General features: G+C 67.7%; 12 protein-coding genes. 5 read left to right on the forward strand and 7 right to left on the reverse strand.

Translation table 11 applies throughout. The features are described 5' to 3' along the window. From JY500_RS03740 to JY500_RS03755, 4 genes are all read right to left on the reverse strand, one after another. On the reverse strand, nucleotides 1-1,158 hold the full coding sequence (locus JY500_RS03740) for an efflux RND transporter periplasmic adaptor subunit (protein WP_206255100.1): 1,158 nt from the start codon (nucleotides 1,156-1,158) through the stop codon (nucleotides 1-3). 58 nt (nucleotides 1,159-1,216) lie between these two features. Next, nucleotides 1,217-1,882 carry a DUF3313 family protein gene (locus JY500_RS03745; RefSeq protein WP_206255101.1) on the reverse strand — a complete coding sequence of 222 codons (666 nt, stop codon included), beginning with the start codon at nucleotides 1,880-1,882 and terminating at the stop codon, nucleotides 1,217-1,219. A 127-nt stretch (nucleotides 1,883-2,009) separates the two neighbouring features. Then, nucleotides 2,010-2,585 (reverse strand): glycine zipper 2TM domain-containing protein, encoded by a 576-nt coding sequence (locus tag JY500_RS03750; RefSeq protein ID WP_206255102.1) that lies wholly within the window; start codon nucleotides 2,583-2,585, stop codon nucleotides 2,010-2,012. A 37-nt stretch (nucleotides 2,586-2,622) separates the two neighbouring features. Further along, nucleotides 2,623-3,456 (reverse strand): hypothetical protein, encoded by an 834-nt coding sequence (locus JY500_RS03755; protein ID WP_206255103.1) that lies wholly within the window; start codon nucleotides 3,454-3,456, stop codon nucleotides 2,623-2,625. Nucleotides 3,457-3,627: 171 nt separating this feature from the next. Between JY500_RS03755 and JY500_RS03760 the strand changes: the two genes are divergently transcribed. Next, the gene (locus tag JY500_RS03760) at nucleotides 3,628-5,169 is read left to right on the forward strand and encodes a hypothetical protein (protein WP_206255104.1); all 1,542 of its coding nucleotides are present in this window, start codon (nucleotides 3,628-3,630) and stop codon (nucleotides 5,167-5,169) included. Here JY500_RS03760 and JY500_RS03765 read toward each other — a convergent pair. Then, nucleotides 5,166-5,990 carry a GNAT family N-acetyltransferase gene (locus JY500_RS03765; RefSeq protein WP_206255105.1) on the reverse strand — a complete coding sequence of 275 codons (825 nt, stop codon included), beginning with the start codon at nucleotides 5,988-5,990 and terminating at the stop codon, nucleotides 5,166-5,168. The two genes, JY500_RS03760 and JY500_RS03765, sit on opposite strands and share 4 nt — an antisense overlap. A 96-nt stretch (nucleotides 5,991-6,086) precedes the next feature. Between JY500_RS03765 and JY500_RS03770 the strand changes: the two genes are divergently transcribed. Further along, nucleotides 6,087-8,249, forward strand: coding sequence for a UvrD-helicase domain-containing protein (locus tag JY500_RS03770; protein WP_206255106.1), 2,163 nt, complete (start codon nucleotides 6,087-6,089; stop codon nucleotides 8,247-8,249). 66 nt (nucleotides 8,250-8,315) lie between these two features. On the opposite strand, the gene JY500_RS03775 is transcribed toward JY500_RS03770, so the two are convergent. Continuing rightward, nucleotides 8,316-8,639: a hypothetical protein gene (locus tag JY500_RS03775; RefSeq protein WP_172204538.1), complete on the reverse strand. Its 324-nt coding sequence runs from the start codon at nucleotides 8,637-8,639 to the stop codon at nucleotides 8,316-8,318. A 97-nt stretch (nucleotides 8,640-8,736) separates the two neighbouring features. Next, entirely contained in the window at nucleotides 8,737-9,819 is a 1,083-nt protein-coding gene (locus JY500_RS03780) for an AraC family transcriptional regulator (protein WP_206255107.1), read from the reverse strand. Between the two features lie 180 nt (nucleotides 9,820-9,999). Here JY500_RS03780 and JY500_RS03785 point away from each other — a divergent pair, with 180 nt between their 5' ends. From JY500_RS03785 to JY500_RS03795, 3 genes are read left to right on the forward strand one after another with little or no spacing between them, the layout of a single operon-like run. After that, nucleotides 10,000-11,604 (forward strand): FAD-binding oxidoreductase, encoded by a 1,605-nt coding sequence (locus JY500_RS03785; RefSeq protein ID WP_206255108.1) that lies wholly within the window; start codon nucleotides 10,000-10,002, stop codon nucleotides 11,602-11,604. After that, a complete protein-coding gene (locus JY500_RS03790) occupies nucleotides 11,604-13,157 on the forward strand; it encodes a glycerol-3-phosphate dehydrogenase/oxidase (RefSeq protein WP_206255109.1) in 1,554 nt (517 codons plus the stop codon). Before JY500_RS03785 ends, JY500_RS03790 begins: the two co-directional genes overlap by 1 nt. Continuing rightward, the gene (locus JY500_RS03795) at nucleotides 13,154-14,728 is read left to right on the forward strand and encodes an FGGY-family carbohydrate kinase (protein WP_206255110.1); all 1,575 of its coding nucleotides are present in this window, start codon (nucleotides 13,154-13,156) and stop codon (nucleotides 14,726-14,728) included. Before JY500_RS03790 ends, JY500_RS03795 begins: the two co-directional genes overlap by 4 nt. Nucleotides 14,729-14,742: the final 14 nt, after the last annotated feature.

Raw genomic sequence — 14,742 nt, forward strand, 5'->3', positions numbered from 1 at the left:
TCAGCGTGCAGCGGTGGTGGGCTTGGCGGGCTGGTCGGCCGCGACCAGCTTCACCGGCTTGTCTGCACGCACCTTGGCGAGCCCTTCGACGACGACCTGGTCGCCGGCCTCCAGGCCCTTGCTGATGAAGAAGCGATCGCCCTGCGTGCCGGCGGTCTCGACCGGGCGGCTACGCGCCACACCGTCCTTGCCGACGACGTAGACGAACTGCCCTTGCGCCGAGGTGCCGACAGCCTTCTGCGGGATCACGATCGCGTCCTTCGCCTCGATGCCCTTGAGCGTGACCTTCACGAACTGCCCCGGCATCAGCTGCGCCTTCGCGTTCGGCAGTTCGGCGCGCAGTTGCAGCGTGCCGGTGGAGGTGGAGATCAGCGTGTCGGAGAAGTTCAGGCGCCCGCTCACCGGGTACACCGTGCCGTCGGCCAGCGTGAGCTGCACCTCGAGCGGTGCCTTGTGCGGCAGGTCGAGCATGCCGGCGGCGCGCTTGCGTTCGAAGTACAGCTTCTCGCGCTCGGGCAGGCTGAACATCACATACATCGGGTCGATCTGGACGACCTTGGTCAGCAGCGAACTGGGGCCGTTCACCAGCGAGCCTTCGGACATCAGCGACAGGCTCGCGATGCCGGACACCGGCGAGGCGACGCGGGTGTAGTCCAGGTTCAGGCGCGCCTTGGTGACGTTGGCCTGCGCGGTGAGAAGCGCGGCTTGCGCCTGCTCCATCGCCGAGCGGGCGTCATCGACATCCTTCTGCGCGACGGCCTTTTCCTTCAGCAGCGGTTCGACGCGGGCCAGATCGCGGCGGGCCTTGTCGAGCACCGCCTTCTGCTGCGCGTACTGCGATTCCGCCTGGTCCAGCGCGGTCCTGAACTCGGCCGGGTCGATCTGGTAGAGCGGCTGGCCCTCGTTGACCGGGTGGCCTTCCTGGTAGCTGCGCTTGAGCAGGATGCCGGTCAGGCGCGGGCGGACTTCGACTTCGCGCGAGCCCATGGTCTGGGCCGGGTAAGTGGCTTCGATGGCGATGTTGCGCCGGACGACCGTCTCGACGACGACTTCGGGTGTGCCGGCTTTGGGCGCTTCCGGCGACTTGCAGCCACCAAGACTGGCGGCGATAAGCGGGCCGGCAAGCAACGCCGACAGGAATGCAGATTGGGCTTTCATGGGGGCCTTGATGGGGCGGGTTGGGGCAGTGTTCGCTGCGACGGAAAGGGGCGGCGTATCAGCCGGCTGCGACCGGCTGCAGCGTGAGTCGGCAGGTGCTTGAACCAGCGCAGGGGTCTTCACCCTTGCGCGCTTTGCTGAGCGCCGTGGCGAAGGCCTCGGCGCTGCGTTCGATGGCCGCCTTCATCGCGGCGTCCTGGCTGATCACCGCATTGAGGTTCATCGGGTCGGGGCTGGTTTCCGCGCGGAAGGAAGCGACGAGGGTGCCGCTACGGGCGTCACGCAGTTCGCCTGCGATGGTGACCGAGCCCATCGTTCGCGAGGCGCCGGCACCCGATACGCTCTTGCCGACGTTTGCGACCAAACCGATTGGCAACACATGGTTGATCACCGATCGAGTGGTGTTGGCGGGCTTCATGTCCTCCAACGTCAGGCTCAGGCGCAGCGTTTCGCCTTCGGTCGCGGTGATTTGTGCGCCCGCACCTGCCGCGGCACGGGCAAAGCTCTCGCGTGCCAGCGCCAGCGCTTGTTGCCGTTGCGTGTCAGTGACGCCGTCCCATCGACCGTTTCCGGCCGCCGTGATGTCGACCGTGTCGAGCTGCACCTGGCTGTAGTGGCTGAGGCGTTGCGCCGGGGCCGCGGTGCTGGCGATCGCCATGCATTCATGGGCCATGACGGCCATGCAGACTACGGACAGAATTGCTTTGAGGGTTTGCCGTTTCATGATGATTTCCTTTCTGGAATTCAGGGGCCTTGTGGGTCTGCCGCGACGCCTGCCGCGGCGGACTTGATGGATTGCATTCTGCGAAGGCCCCTGACGACGCGGCAGTGATTTACGGTAAGCGCCAGCGTTACGCGTGGCCGGCGAGCGCCGTGCTGACACTCAGCGGCACGTCGTCGCCAGCGTGGAAGGTCGGCACATAGGGCAGGGTTTCGGTCATCGTGCGACCGCGCCAGGTGTAGGTGACGATCGCGCCGCTTTGGCGCTCGACCCAGCTATCGACGTAGTAGCACTGCGTCACCATCGTCGGTGCCTGCGCTTGCGCTTGGGCGGCCGCTGCTTGCTTCTGCATGTGCTCGCCAACCATCGCGCCGATCACTGCACCGCCAGCGGTGGCCGCGTCCTTGCCCGATCCCTCACCGGCTGTATGGCCGATCAGGCCACCGGCGACGCCGCCGATCACCGCACCGCCATACGGGTGCTTGGGCTGTGCCTTGGCCTGTGCGGGCGCGCCCGGTACCTGGTTGCAGATCTGCTGTGGTTGATTGACGCGCTGGGTCAGGATGCGGATCTCGGTAATGTGGGCGGTGTCGCGATAGGTGCTGCCTTTTGCGGGTTGCTGGGTCTGGGGGTTGGCCGCCTGCGCGTTGGCAGTGGTCGAGATCAGTACTAGGGTGATCACGGCGAGCTTGGCTTTGGTGTGCATGACGGGGTCCTTCCTTATCGAGGGGGTGGGGTGTCGTTCATCGGTTGACGTTGGCGCGCTCAAGATCGGCCAGCAGCGCGGGAAGCGGGGTGTGCGCCAGGGCTTCGGATTCGAGGCCGTTGGTTTCGCGGGGAAGCAGGTCGAGCAATCGGTACCACTGCGCCCAATTCGGGCGGCGCTCGTTATTGCTGTGAGCAACCTGGTAGGCGCAGCGCCACAGCAGGCGCTCGCGACCGCGCACAAGTCGCGGGCTGCTGTGGCCTTTGATGTAGGCGCGCCCAAGGCCTGCGAGGCGTTGAAGCTCCGGCGGCCGGTGTTCGGGGCACATGAAACGGCCGACGAAGGCGAGCAGATGCCGTGTCGGCACCACGTCGAGCCCGCTGGCGAGATCGCTCAGACGCTTGCAGAGATACTCTGCGCTGGTGAGCAGGAACTTGATGACCCTGTCGTTGGGACTGCGCTCAAGCCACGCAATCTCGACCAGTGGCAACAACGGCGCAAAATAGACGGAGGGCCCCTTGAGCCCATGCTCGTCGCGAAGCGTCTGGAGGATTTCTGCAGGTGTGTCCTCGGCTTGCGTCGAGTGACCCTCGCGTGTGATGTCCCAGGCATGACGCAGGTAGGCGCGGATCTCCGATTCCAGTTCGCCGAGCGTTTGCAGGTATTCGAAGCGCCGCAATTCGGCCTTGGCGCTGTTGTCGCTGATCCAGTATTTGAGGCCCAGTTGGGCCAGCACGTAGTCGTCCCAAAGCGTGCGAAAGGCGGGCCTCTCCTGGTACAGCTGGGAAAGCAGATCGGTACTGACGCCAAGGCGTTGCGGCGTGCCGGCGAACACAAGCAGTTGGGTGGGGCGGGGAAGGGCGGGTTGCATCGCGTGTCTTTCAGTCGGTGACATGCGGCGCATTCTGGTCAGCGCGATGCCGCCGCCAGAGTGATTTACGGTAAACCGCTGCTGCGATGTGTTGATGCAGCCGGAGGGGTTCGCTGCAGGCTTGAGGCATCATTCGCAGCGGAAAATCGCCCGATCCAACTAGGGGGCCGCATGCCGTTCACGCCTGAGCAGGTTCGTCAGCAGGTCGCAGCCATTACCGCCAGCGAGGGCTTCGTGGCCTCACAGCGCAGTCGCCGCCTGCTTGAGTTCCTCACGAACGAGACGCTCGCGGGGCGCGGCGACCGCTTGAAGGGTTTCTATATCGCGTGCGAATTTCTCGGCCGCGGTGTGGACTTCGATCCGCTGGTCGACCCGATCGTGCGCATCGAAATGGGCAAGCTGCGGCGCGCGCTGGAGCACTACTACCTCACCGCCGGCCGCAAGGATTCGCTGCGGGTGGAACTGGCCAAGGGCAACTACCAGCCGCAGTTCTGCGGCGCACTCGAAACGCCAGTCAGCGAAGACACCGCGCCCGCGCAAGATGGTCAGCCCCTGCTTGGCCGCGCGTCGGTGGTGATCCGCTGCACGGGGCCGCAGGCGGCTGGCGTGGCGGACGATTTCGCGGGTGGCCTGGCGCATCAGCTGGCAGCACTGTTGAATCGTCTTGACGACGTGTACGTACTCTCGCCCGACCTCGAAGATGCGGCCAGCGCCCGTTTCTTGCTCACGGCGAGCGTACGCGGTGACAGCCAGCGACTCCGCGTCGCCGTGCAGCTTGAAGACCGCCTTCGGGGGTTGCAGGTTTGGGCCGACACCTACACCGAGGCGGCCAATGATCTGTTCGCGCTGGAGGACGAACTGGCGCGGCGCATCGTCAACCGCATCGCCGATCCGAACGCCGGCGAAATGTTCCGTGCGCTCGGCGGGTCGGCGGAGGGCGCGCAAGCGCCCTCGCCCGAGGCAATCGTCGCGCGCTTCAACACCGAGCACATGCGGCGTCTGAACGACTCTGCATGGCAACGCGAAGCACGGGAATCACTTGAGGCGCTGGTCGCCGCGCAGCCGGCATTTGCGGCGGCGCGGGCGGCGCTGTCCAAAGCGCTGCACGACGCCTTCCTGCTCGGCGAGGCGGACCACGATGCGATGCAACGCGCCTTGGATCACGCCACCGAGGCCGTACGGCTCGAACCCGAAAGCCAGCACGCGCTGGCTGCACTGACCAATGCCTGCATTGCGCTCGGGCAGAACGACCGCGCGTTGCAGGCGATCGAGCGCAGCGTGCGTTTGAACCAGACCGGGCACTCGGCGCGGGCGATCGCTGCGGTCAAGCTGATCATGCTCGGCGAGGCCGAACGCGCCGAGGCACTGCTGGCCGAATGTGCCAAATCGCCCGGCGATGCGTCGCCGGTGATCGGTGTCGGCCTCGCCTTGCTCGCCTGGTTTCGCGGTGACTACGCCGGGGCTTTGGCGGCGGTGTCGCGTGACCTGCTGGCGAGCAACTTCTGGGGCGGCCTGGTGCTGACCGTCAGCCTTGCCGAGTGTGGCGAGCTTGCCGCGGCGCGCAGGAGTTTGAGCAGCACGCTGGCGATCAACCCGGCCTTCGCCCGTGCGCCGGCACGCTATCTTGCCGTGAGCCTTTATCGCCGCGACTGGCAGGCGCGGCTGCTGGCAGCGCTTGAAAAGGCGGGTCTGCCGCGCGAGCCTGCGGGCTAACCTGGCCGCCAGGCCATCTCACGCTGTGCGTTGGCGATAGCAAGCCCCGCTGCACAAAGCGCTTCCGCCAGCGTGCCCTCCGGCTCGTTCACCAGGCGCACCTGCCGGCCGTCCGCTGCGGCGGCGAGTGCGGCCAGCAAGGCGTCCGTGGCATCCGGGCTGCTGGCGATGTCGGTGACGCGCAGCCAGTCGCCGTCGATGCGGACCAGTGCAGCGCCAGTGATGGCGTTGGCCGAGCCGATGCACACGGGTTGCAGATCTGCTTGTGCGCGCAGCGCCGCGATGTCGCGCTGCCAGCAGGCTGGCGCGCGTGGCAGGGTGGCAAGCGCCGTCAGCACGGTGTCGGTAGACGCGCTCTGGCCGGGCCGCGGGGCACAGTTCAAGCCGCCTTCCAGCACCAGCAGGCGCCGGGTGTAAGCGAACCCGGCCTGCTCGTAGGTGCGCAACGCCCAGTTCTGTTCGAGGGCTTCGAGCGCGATCTCGCGCGCGCCGGCGGCGACTTGCACCTGCATGAAATCCCGCACCAGCGGCAGTGAATGTCGTTTGCCGCGCCAGTCCGGCGCGATGCCCCAGCCGCCGAGCCAGGCGCGCGTGCCGCGCACGCCGGCCAGCGCCACCGCCATCGGCGTCTTGCCGTCGAACCAGACGCAGGATCGGTCGAGGTCGATACTGCCCAGCAACATGTGACGCTGCAGCATCGCCGCATCGAACTGGAATGGGACGAAGTAGCCGCGGTAGGCCTCGTTCCAGACCGCGAGCAGGGCCTCGGCGCCGAGCGTGCTGGCGGTGGCCCGCGTGAAGGGGTGGTCGGTGGTGTTCATGGCGAGCAAGGGTAGCGCCGTCGGCCCGCCTTGTCCCGCAACAGTGGGGCTGTGGCGGGCCGGTACAATGTCGGCTTTCCTGCCCGGCCGTGCCCCATGACTTCGCTTCTCGACAACCTCAACCCCGAACAGCTCGCCGCCGTGACGCTGCCGCCGCAGCCGGCGCTGATTCTTGCCGGGGCCGGCTCGGGCAAGACGCGGGTGCTGACCACACGCATCGCCTGGTTGATCTCCACCGGTCAGACCACGCCGCACGGCCTCCTGGCGGTGACCTTCACCAACAAGGCGGCGAGGGAGATGCTCGCGCGCCTGTCGGCAATGTTGCCGATCAATACCCGCGGCATGTGGATCGGCACCTTCCACGGCCTGTGCAACCGGCTGCTGCGCGCGCACTACCGCGACGCCGGCCTGCCGGAGACCTTCCAGATTCTTGATTCCGCCGACCAGCTCGCAGCGATCAAGCGGCTGTTGAAGGCGCTCAACGTGGATGACGAAAAGTATCCGCCGCGCGATCTGCAGCACTTCATCAACGGCAACAAGGAGGCCGGCGTGCGCGCAGACGCCGCCGAGGCCTGGGACGACTGGACGCGCAAAAAGGTCGCGCTGTACGCCGAGTACGAACGCCAGTGCCAGAAGGAGGGCGTGGTCGACTTCGCCGAACTGCTGCTGCGCGCCTACGAGTTGCTGACCCGTAATGAACCGCTGCGTGCGCATTACCAGAGCCGCTTCCGCCACATCCTGGTCGACGAGTTCCAGGATACGAACCGCCTGCAGTACCTGTGGCTGAAGTTGCTGGCGGGCCACGGTGGCGCCGAGCCGGCAGCGGTGTTCGCGGTGGGCGACGACGACCAGTCGATCTACGCTTTCCGCGGCGCGGACGTCGGCAACATGCGCGACTTCGAGCGCGAGTTCGCGGTGAAGAGCGTGATCCGGCTGGAGCAGAACTACCGCTCGCACGGCAACATCCTCGACGCGGCCAACGCGATCATCGCGAACAACAGCCGCCGCCTGGGCAAGAACCTGTGGACCGAGGCCGGCGCGGGCGAGCCGATCCGGCTGTACGAGGCGCTGACCGACATGGACGAGGCGCGCTGGATCGTGGAAGAGATCCAATCGCTGATCAGAGACGGCGCGGCGCGATCCGACATCGCGCTGCTTTACCGCAGCAACGCGCAGTCGCGGGTGCTGGAGCACCAGCTCTTTTCCACCGGCATTCCGTACCGGGTATACGGCGGCCTGCGCTTCTTTGAGCGGCAGGAGATCAAGCATGCGCTGGCCTACCTGCGGCTGATCGCGAATGCGGACGACGACACCGCGTTTGCACGCGTGGTGAACTTCCCCACGCGGGGGATTGGCGCCCGCTCGCTGGAATTGCTCGCCGACTCGGCGCGCACCTACAACACCAGCCTCTACGCCACGGTGCCGCATCTGGCCGGGCGGCCGGCGGCCTCGCTCGCGGTGTTCGTGCGCCTGATTGAAGACATGCGACAGGCCACGCGCGATCTGCCGCTGCCGGAAGTGATCGACCATGTGCTGGAACACTCCGGCCTGCGCGCGCACTACCGCGCCGAGCGTGAAGGCGAAGAGCGTCTCGCCAACCTCGATGAACTGCTGAACGCCGGCGCGAACTTCATTTCGGAAGCCGAAGACCCGACGCTCACGGGCTTCCTCGCTCATGCCTCGCTTGAGGCCGGCGAGCACCAGGCCGATGCCGGGCAGGAGGCGATCCAGCTGATGACGGTGCACGCGGCCAAGGGCCTGGAGTTCGACGCGGTCTTCCTCACCGGGGTTGAGGAAGGGCTGTTCCCGCACGAGAACAGCATCCAGGAAACCGACGGCCTCGAAGAAGAACGACGCCTGATGTACGTCGCGGTCACCCGCGCGAGAAAGCGGCTCTACCTCACGCTGGCGCAAAGCCGCATGCTGCACGGGCAGACCCGCTACTCGCTGAAGTCGCGCTTCATCGACGAGATCCCGCCGCAGCTGATCAAGTGGCTCACGCCACGGCAGGCGGCTGCGCGTTACTACGAGCCGTCGCAGGAATCGGCACACCGCACCCCGCCGCGCGCGTCGTCAGTGCCCTCGCGTGATCTGGGGGGATTCCGCATTGGCCAGCTGGTGCGGCATGCGAAGTTCGGCGAAGGCGTGATCGTCTCCGCCGAAGGCAGCGGGGGCGATGCGAAAGTGCAGATCAACTTCGGCGGTGCGCACGGCATCAAATGGCTGATGCTGGCGATGGCAAAGCTCGAAGCCGCGTAGCGCTGCGCCAACCAATGAAAAGGCCACCTTGCGGTGGCCTTTTGCGTTTCAGCACGGTTGCGGTGCTTACTTGTCCTTGTCCGACTTGACGGTGTTCGCCCAGTCGTTGAATTCCTTGATCGCAGCATTGCCCGCTTCGACTTCGGCCTTGTAAAGCTCGGCGATTTTGTTGCCGGCGGCCTGGCGGTCGGCGATGTAAGCCGACATGCAGGCCTTGTAGGCGTCGAAAGCCTTGTTGTAGCTCTTGATCTGCGCGGTGGAGGGCTCCATGCCCAGCGGGCTCGGCTGCTTGCACTCGTGCTTGGGCGGCGGATTGATGGTGACCGGGTCGGCGTGGGCGATGGTGGCCGACAGTGCCAGCGCGGTCGCGGCGATCAGGCGGATGTTCACGGGTGTCTCCTTGTGAGAGCGAAAAACTGCATCCTACTCCGGCCACCGGGGGCGGAACTTGCGCCAGGTCGGCAACTGATTGTGTCGAGGCGACCTGTCAGCTGCCGCTGCGTGCCCGCTCGCGCCATGCGGCTGGCGTCATGCCGTACCAGTCGCGAAAGGCGTGATTGAACGAGCTTTGCTCGCGGTAACCGAGCAGGAAGGCGACCTCGGTCATCGTCATGCCGGGCTCGCGCAGATATTGCTCGGCCAGTTCGCGCCGGGTTGCATCGAGTACGGTCTGGTAGCTGGTGCCGGCCTCCGCCAGTTTGCGCTGCAGCGTGCGCGGCGTGCTGCCCAGCGCATCGGCTACATCGCCAAGGCGTGCGCTGTCGTGCGCCAGCAGTGCGACGATCTTTTCGCGTACCGCGTTGATGATCTCCGGCTGCCGCGCTTCGCGTTCGCGCGCGGCGAGCAGTTGCTCGGCATGGCGGGCGAGCACCGGGAACAGGCTGGTGTCGGCGTTGGGTACCGGCCAGTCGAGGATTTCGGCCGGGAAGCGCGCGCAGTTCTGCGGCGCATCGAAACGCACCGGCGCGCCGAAGAACTGTTCGTAGGCGGGTATCAGCGCGGGGTCGGGCGCCGCATGCGCGAAGGCCACGTCGATCACCGGCACCCGGGTGTGGGCCAGCCAGTTCGCAAAGCTCAGGATGCCCGCCATCACGCTCTCGGGCAGATGGCGGCTGGGCAGCGTGGTGAGCCAGGGCGACTCCCACACGTAATGCGCAATTGCGCCGTGCTCTTCGATGCGTGAGCGCCCCAGGTCATGCGCCAGTCCTTCGAAGCGGCGCGTCTGCTCGGTCGCAGCGCGGAAGCTGCGACAGGAACACAGCACTAGGCCATAGACCGCAAAGGTCGATAGCCGCGTGCGTTCGCCCACGTGCAAGCCGAACAGCGGATCGCCACAGGCCTCGGCAGCCACTTCCAGCAGGCGGATGTAGCGCTCGACCGGCAGGTTGTCGGTGGCCGGCGCCAGCGATTCCGCGGGCAGCCCGAGCGTCACCGCCAGCCGTGCGGGCGATAGCCCCCGTTCGGCTGCGGTGTCGATTGCCGTTTGTGCGTAAGGGCCGACCACACGTGCCTGCGCCAGTGGCGGAATCGCTGCGGCGGGTTGCGTTTCGGGTGTTGCGAGTTCTGTCATGGATTCACAAGGCGGCTGTCAGCAGGCGACAAGCGCTGGCGTTGGGCTCTGCAGACAATCCTACCTGTCGCCGCCGCGTGTGGTCATCCGTTCGCCGGACTTTCTCCGCGCAGGGGGCTAAGCGGCGGAAGACCCGGGCCGGCACGCGCCCGGGGGCCGACATCGACAGGGAGTGACTACATGCGACGCTGGAACGGCTGGGGCGATACCGCCATCGAACAGCCCCTCAAACCGGAGGCTCTGGGTTTCCTGGCCGACATCGTCGGCCCGGGCACGGCGCCGAACGATGCCGCCTACGAGGCAGCGCTGGCGCAGGTGGCGGCACAAGCGAGCCGCTTGCCGCCGCATCCGCTGATCGATACCTCACCTGGGGCGCGCTTGGCGGCGAGCTTTGGCCAATCGTGCGCGGACTGGCTGCGCCTGCGTTTCGGCGCGCTCGGCCGCGTCAGCGACGGGGTCGCCTTCCCTGAAACGCGCGAGACGGTGCGCGAACTGCTCGGCTGGGCGCAGGCGCACGGCGTGTCGGTGCGTCCCTGCGGCGGTGCCAGCTCGGTGGTCGGGCATCTTTCGCCGGCCGGCGACAAGCCGGTGCTGACCATGAACCTCACCCGCATGATGCGGCTCACCGCGCTGGACCGCGACGCCCAGCTCGCCACCTTCGAGGCTGGCGTGCTCGGCCCCGACCTCGAAGCCCAATTGCGCGCCCATGGCTACACGCTGGGCCACTTCCCGCAGAGTTTCGAGTATTCGACGCTGGGCGGCTGGGTGGTCACCCGATCGTCCGGTCAGCAGTCCTCGCGCTTCGGGCGCATTGAACAGTTGTTCGCCGGCGGGCATCTGGAAACGCCCTCCGGGCCGCTTGATCTGCCCACCTTTCCGGCCTCGGCGGCGGGGCCGGATCTGCGCGAATGGGTGCTCGGTTCCGAAGGCCGTTTCGGTGTGCTGACCGAGGCGACGGTTCGGGTCACCCGCTTGCTCGAAGCCGAACAGTTCATCGGCGTGTTCTTCCCCGACTGGGCGCGCGCCCAGGCCGCGGTGCAGGCGCTGGCGCAGGCCCGCATCGGGCTGTCGATGATGCGCCTGGCTAACCCGATCGAGACCCTGACCACGCTGAAGCTCGCCGGCCACGCTGCCGCGATCGGCTGGCTGGAACGCTACCTCGCGTTGCGCGGCGCTGGCGCCGACAAATGCCTGCTGTTCGCCGGCTTCACCGGCAGCAAGGCGCAGCTGCGCGCGATGCGGCGGCAGGCCGGCGCGATCATCCGCGCGCACGGCGGCGTCTCGACCGGCCAGTTGCTGGGCGAGAAGTGGCGTGCCAACCGCTTCCGTGGCGTGTATCTGCGCAACAGCCTGTGGACCGCCGGCTACGCGGTCGACACCATGGAAACCGCCTGCGACTGGCCGCGTGTGGCGCCGATGATGGCGGCTATCGAGACGGCCGGGCGCGACGCACTGGCGACCTTCGGCGAGCGCACGCACTGCTATACCCACCTCTCGCATGTCTACCCGCAGGGCTCCAGCGTCTACTCGACATTCGTGTTCCGCGTCGGGCCGGATTTCGAAACCAGCTTCGCGCGCTGGCAAGCACTCAAGCGCGCGGTGTCGCAGGCCATCGTCGCGCGAGGCGGCACCATCACCCACCAGCATGGTGTCGGCCAGGACCATGCGCCCTGGCTCGCCGCGGAGAAGGGTGCTGCGGGGCTCGCAATGCTCGACGCGGTGCGTCGGCAACTCGATCCTCACGGCGTGATGACGCCCGGCAACCTCTTCGGCGACCGCGATTGATGAATACCGATTGCGACCTGCTGGTGATCGGCGGCGGCATCACCGGCGCTGGCATCGCGCTGGAGGCGGCGCGTCGCGGCTTGTCGGTGACGCTGGTCGAAGCGCGCGACTTTGCCTGGGGCACCTCGTCGCGCTCGTCGAAGCTGGTGCACGGTGGCCTGCGCTATTTGCGCGAGGGTAAGCCCGGGCTGACCCGCGAATCGGTGCACGAACGCGCCGCACTGATGCGCGACGCCGCCGGGCTGGTCGAGCCGCAAGGCTTCCTGATGGCGCACTACCGCGGTCGTTCGCCGGGCCGCTGGTTGCTCGGTGCGGGACTTGCGATCTACGACGCCTTCGCCGGTGTGCGCAGCCGCCGCTACCACGCCGCCGACCGTGCCGCCTGGCTTGCGCCCCACCTCGGCCGGGCTGGTCTTCAGGGCGCAAGCACTTATCTCGACGCGAAGACCGATGACGCCCGGCTGGTGCTGCGGGTGCTGCAGGAAGCGCGTGTGCATGGCGCGCGGCTGATGAACTACACCCGGGTCGAATCGCTGCTGCGCGACGCGACTGGTGTGTGCGGCGCGCGGCTGCAGCCGGAGGCGGGCGCCGCCTACGTGCTGCGCGCCCGTTGCGTCGTGAACGCCACCGGCGTGTGGGCCGACGGCCTGCGCGCCACCCTGGGGGCCGCACCCAAGCTGCGTCCGCTACGCGGTAGCCATCTGCTGTTTCCGCTCTGGCGGCTGCCCTTGGCGCAGGCGGTGGCGTTCATGCACCCGCGCGACGGCCGGCCGGTGTTTGCCTATCCGTGGGAAGGCATAGCGCTGGTAGGCACCACCGATGAGGACCACGCCGCCGACCTCGCCCTTGAGCCTGGCATCACGCGCGGCGAGGCGGACTATCTGTTCGAGGCGCTGGCCTGGCAGTTTCCGTCGCTCGCGCTGTGCGATGCGGATGTGTTGTCGGCCTACGCCGGTGTGCGGCCGGTGGTGGCCAGCGGGCGGGCGGACCCGTCGAAGGAGACCCGCGATCACATTGTGCTGGACGAAGCCGGGCTGCTGACCGTGACCGGCGGCAAGCTGACCACCTTCCGCGCGATTGCGGTGGATGCGCTGGCGCGTCTGGCGCCACGCCTGCCAGCCGCCGGCCGAAGCGCTACGGGCAGCATCTTTGCGCCGGTCGCCAAGTCCGCCGCGCTGGCTGCGCTGCCGCCCGCGCTATGCGAGCGTTTGATCGGGCGCCACGGCGTGGCTACCGAGGCACTGGTCGCGTGCGCCGCGCCGGGCGAACTGGCGCGGATCTGCGGCACGCCCACGCTGTGGGCCGAGCTGCGTTACGCTGCGCAGGCGGAACAGGTGCAACACCTCGACGACCTGCTGCTGCGGCGCACCCGGCTTGGCTTGCTGCTGCGCCATGGTGCCGCGGAGATCCTGCCGCGCGTCGAACAGATCGCGCGCCCGCTGCTCGGCTGGGACGCGACGCGTTGGCGGGCCGAGGTGGCGCGTTATCTGGACATTGTGCAGCGCTGCCATGCGCTGCCGCGCGAAGCCACGCCAGGATTGGAGCACGCATGACGATGCCGGCCCCGGATGATCTTCTGCTCTCGCTCGATTGCGGCACGCAGAGCGTGCGCGCGCTGCTGTTCGATCTGCAGGGGGCACTCGTTGGCAAGGCGCAGGTGCATTTCGACGACTACCGCGCGCCGCAACCCGGTTGGCTGGAGCACGATGCCGAGGGCTTCTGGGCGGCGACGGCGCAGGCCTGCCGGCAGCTTTGGGCCTCGTACGGCCATCTGAAGCCCGCGCTGCGCGGCGTGGCTGTCACGACCCAACGCGGCACCGTGATCCCGATCGATGCCGAGGGCAAAGCGCTGCATCCCGCGTTGATCTGGCTCGACCAGCGCAAGGCGCAGCGCGTGCCGACTGTCGCGCCATGGTGGCGGGCGGCGTTCAAGGCGGCCGGCGTGGCCGACACGATCCGCTACTTCCAGCGCGAGGCTGAGGCCAACTGGTTCGCCGAGTGCGAGCCGGCGCTGTGGGCGAAGACGCACAAGTTCCTGCTGCTGTCGGGCTGGCTCAATTTCCGCCTGACCGGGCGCCATGTGGATTCGGTCGGCGCGCAGGTCGGCTATCTGCCCTTCGATTTCAAGCGGCTCGCCTGGGCGCGGGCGTGGGACTGGAAATGGCAGGCGCTCGCGCTGGCGCCCGATGTGTTGCCCGAGCTCCTGCCGGTGGGTGCGACGCTGGGGCAGGTGACGCGGGCGGCGGCCGCCGACACCGGTATCCCGGAAGGTCTGCCGGTAATTGCCGCGGCGGCGGACAAGGCCTGCGAGATCCTCGGTGCCGGCGCGCCGACGCCGGAGGTCGGCGCGCTCTCCTACGGCACGACGGCGACGGTGAACGTCACCACGCGGCGCTACTTCGAGGCGCTTCCTTGGGTGCCGCCGTATCCGGCCGCGGTGCCGGGCCAGTACAGCAGCGAAGTGCAGATCTTCCGCGGCTACTGGATGGTGCGCTGGTTCAAGGAGCAGTTCGGGCAGGCGGAGCAACTGGCGGCAGAGCAGGCCGGCATCGTGCCCGAGTCGCTCTTCGACGAGATGGTCGCTACCGTGCCGCCCGGCTCGATGGGCCTGATGCTGCAGCCCTTTTGGTCGCCGGGCATCCGCCACCCCGGGCCGGATGCCAAGGGCGCGGTCATCGGCTTCGGCGATGTGCATACCAAGGCCCACCTGTACCGCGCGATCCTCGAGGGCTTGGCCTACGCGCTGCGCGACGGCCGCGAGCGCATCGAGAAGCGGAGCGGGGTGGCGATGCGCGAGCTGCGGGTGTCGGGTGGCGGTTCGCAATCCGACGCGGCGATGCAACTGACTGCCGATATCTTCAATCTGCCGACCTCGCGTCCGCATACCTACGAGACCTCCGGTCTCGGCGCGGCGATCGACTGCGCGGTGGGGCTGGGTCTGCACCGCGACTTCGATTCGGCGGTGGCTGCGATGACGCGCGTCGCGCGGACCTTCGAACCGATCCACGCCAATGCGGCGCTCTACGAGGCGCTCTACACGCGCGTCTACCGCCACATGTACGAACGCCTCGCGCCGCTCTACACCGAGATCCAGCGCATTACCGGCTATCCCAGACTCGACTGAAGACGTTGAAACGA

Origin of the sequence: Niveibacterium microcysteis, assembly GCF_017161445.1 — a bacterium.
Classification (GTDB): Bacteria; Pseudomonadota; Gammaproteobacteria; order Burkholderiales; family Rhodocyclaceae; genus Niveibacterium; species Niveibacterium microcysteis.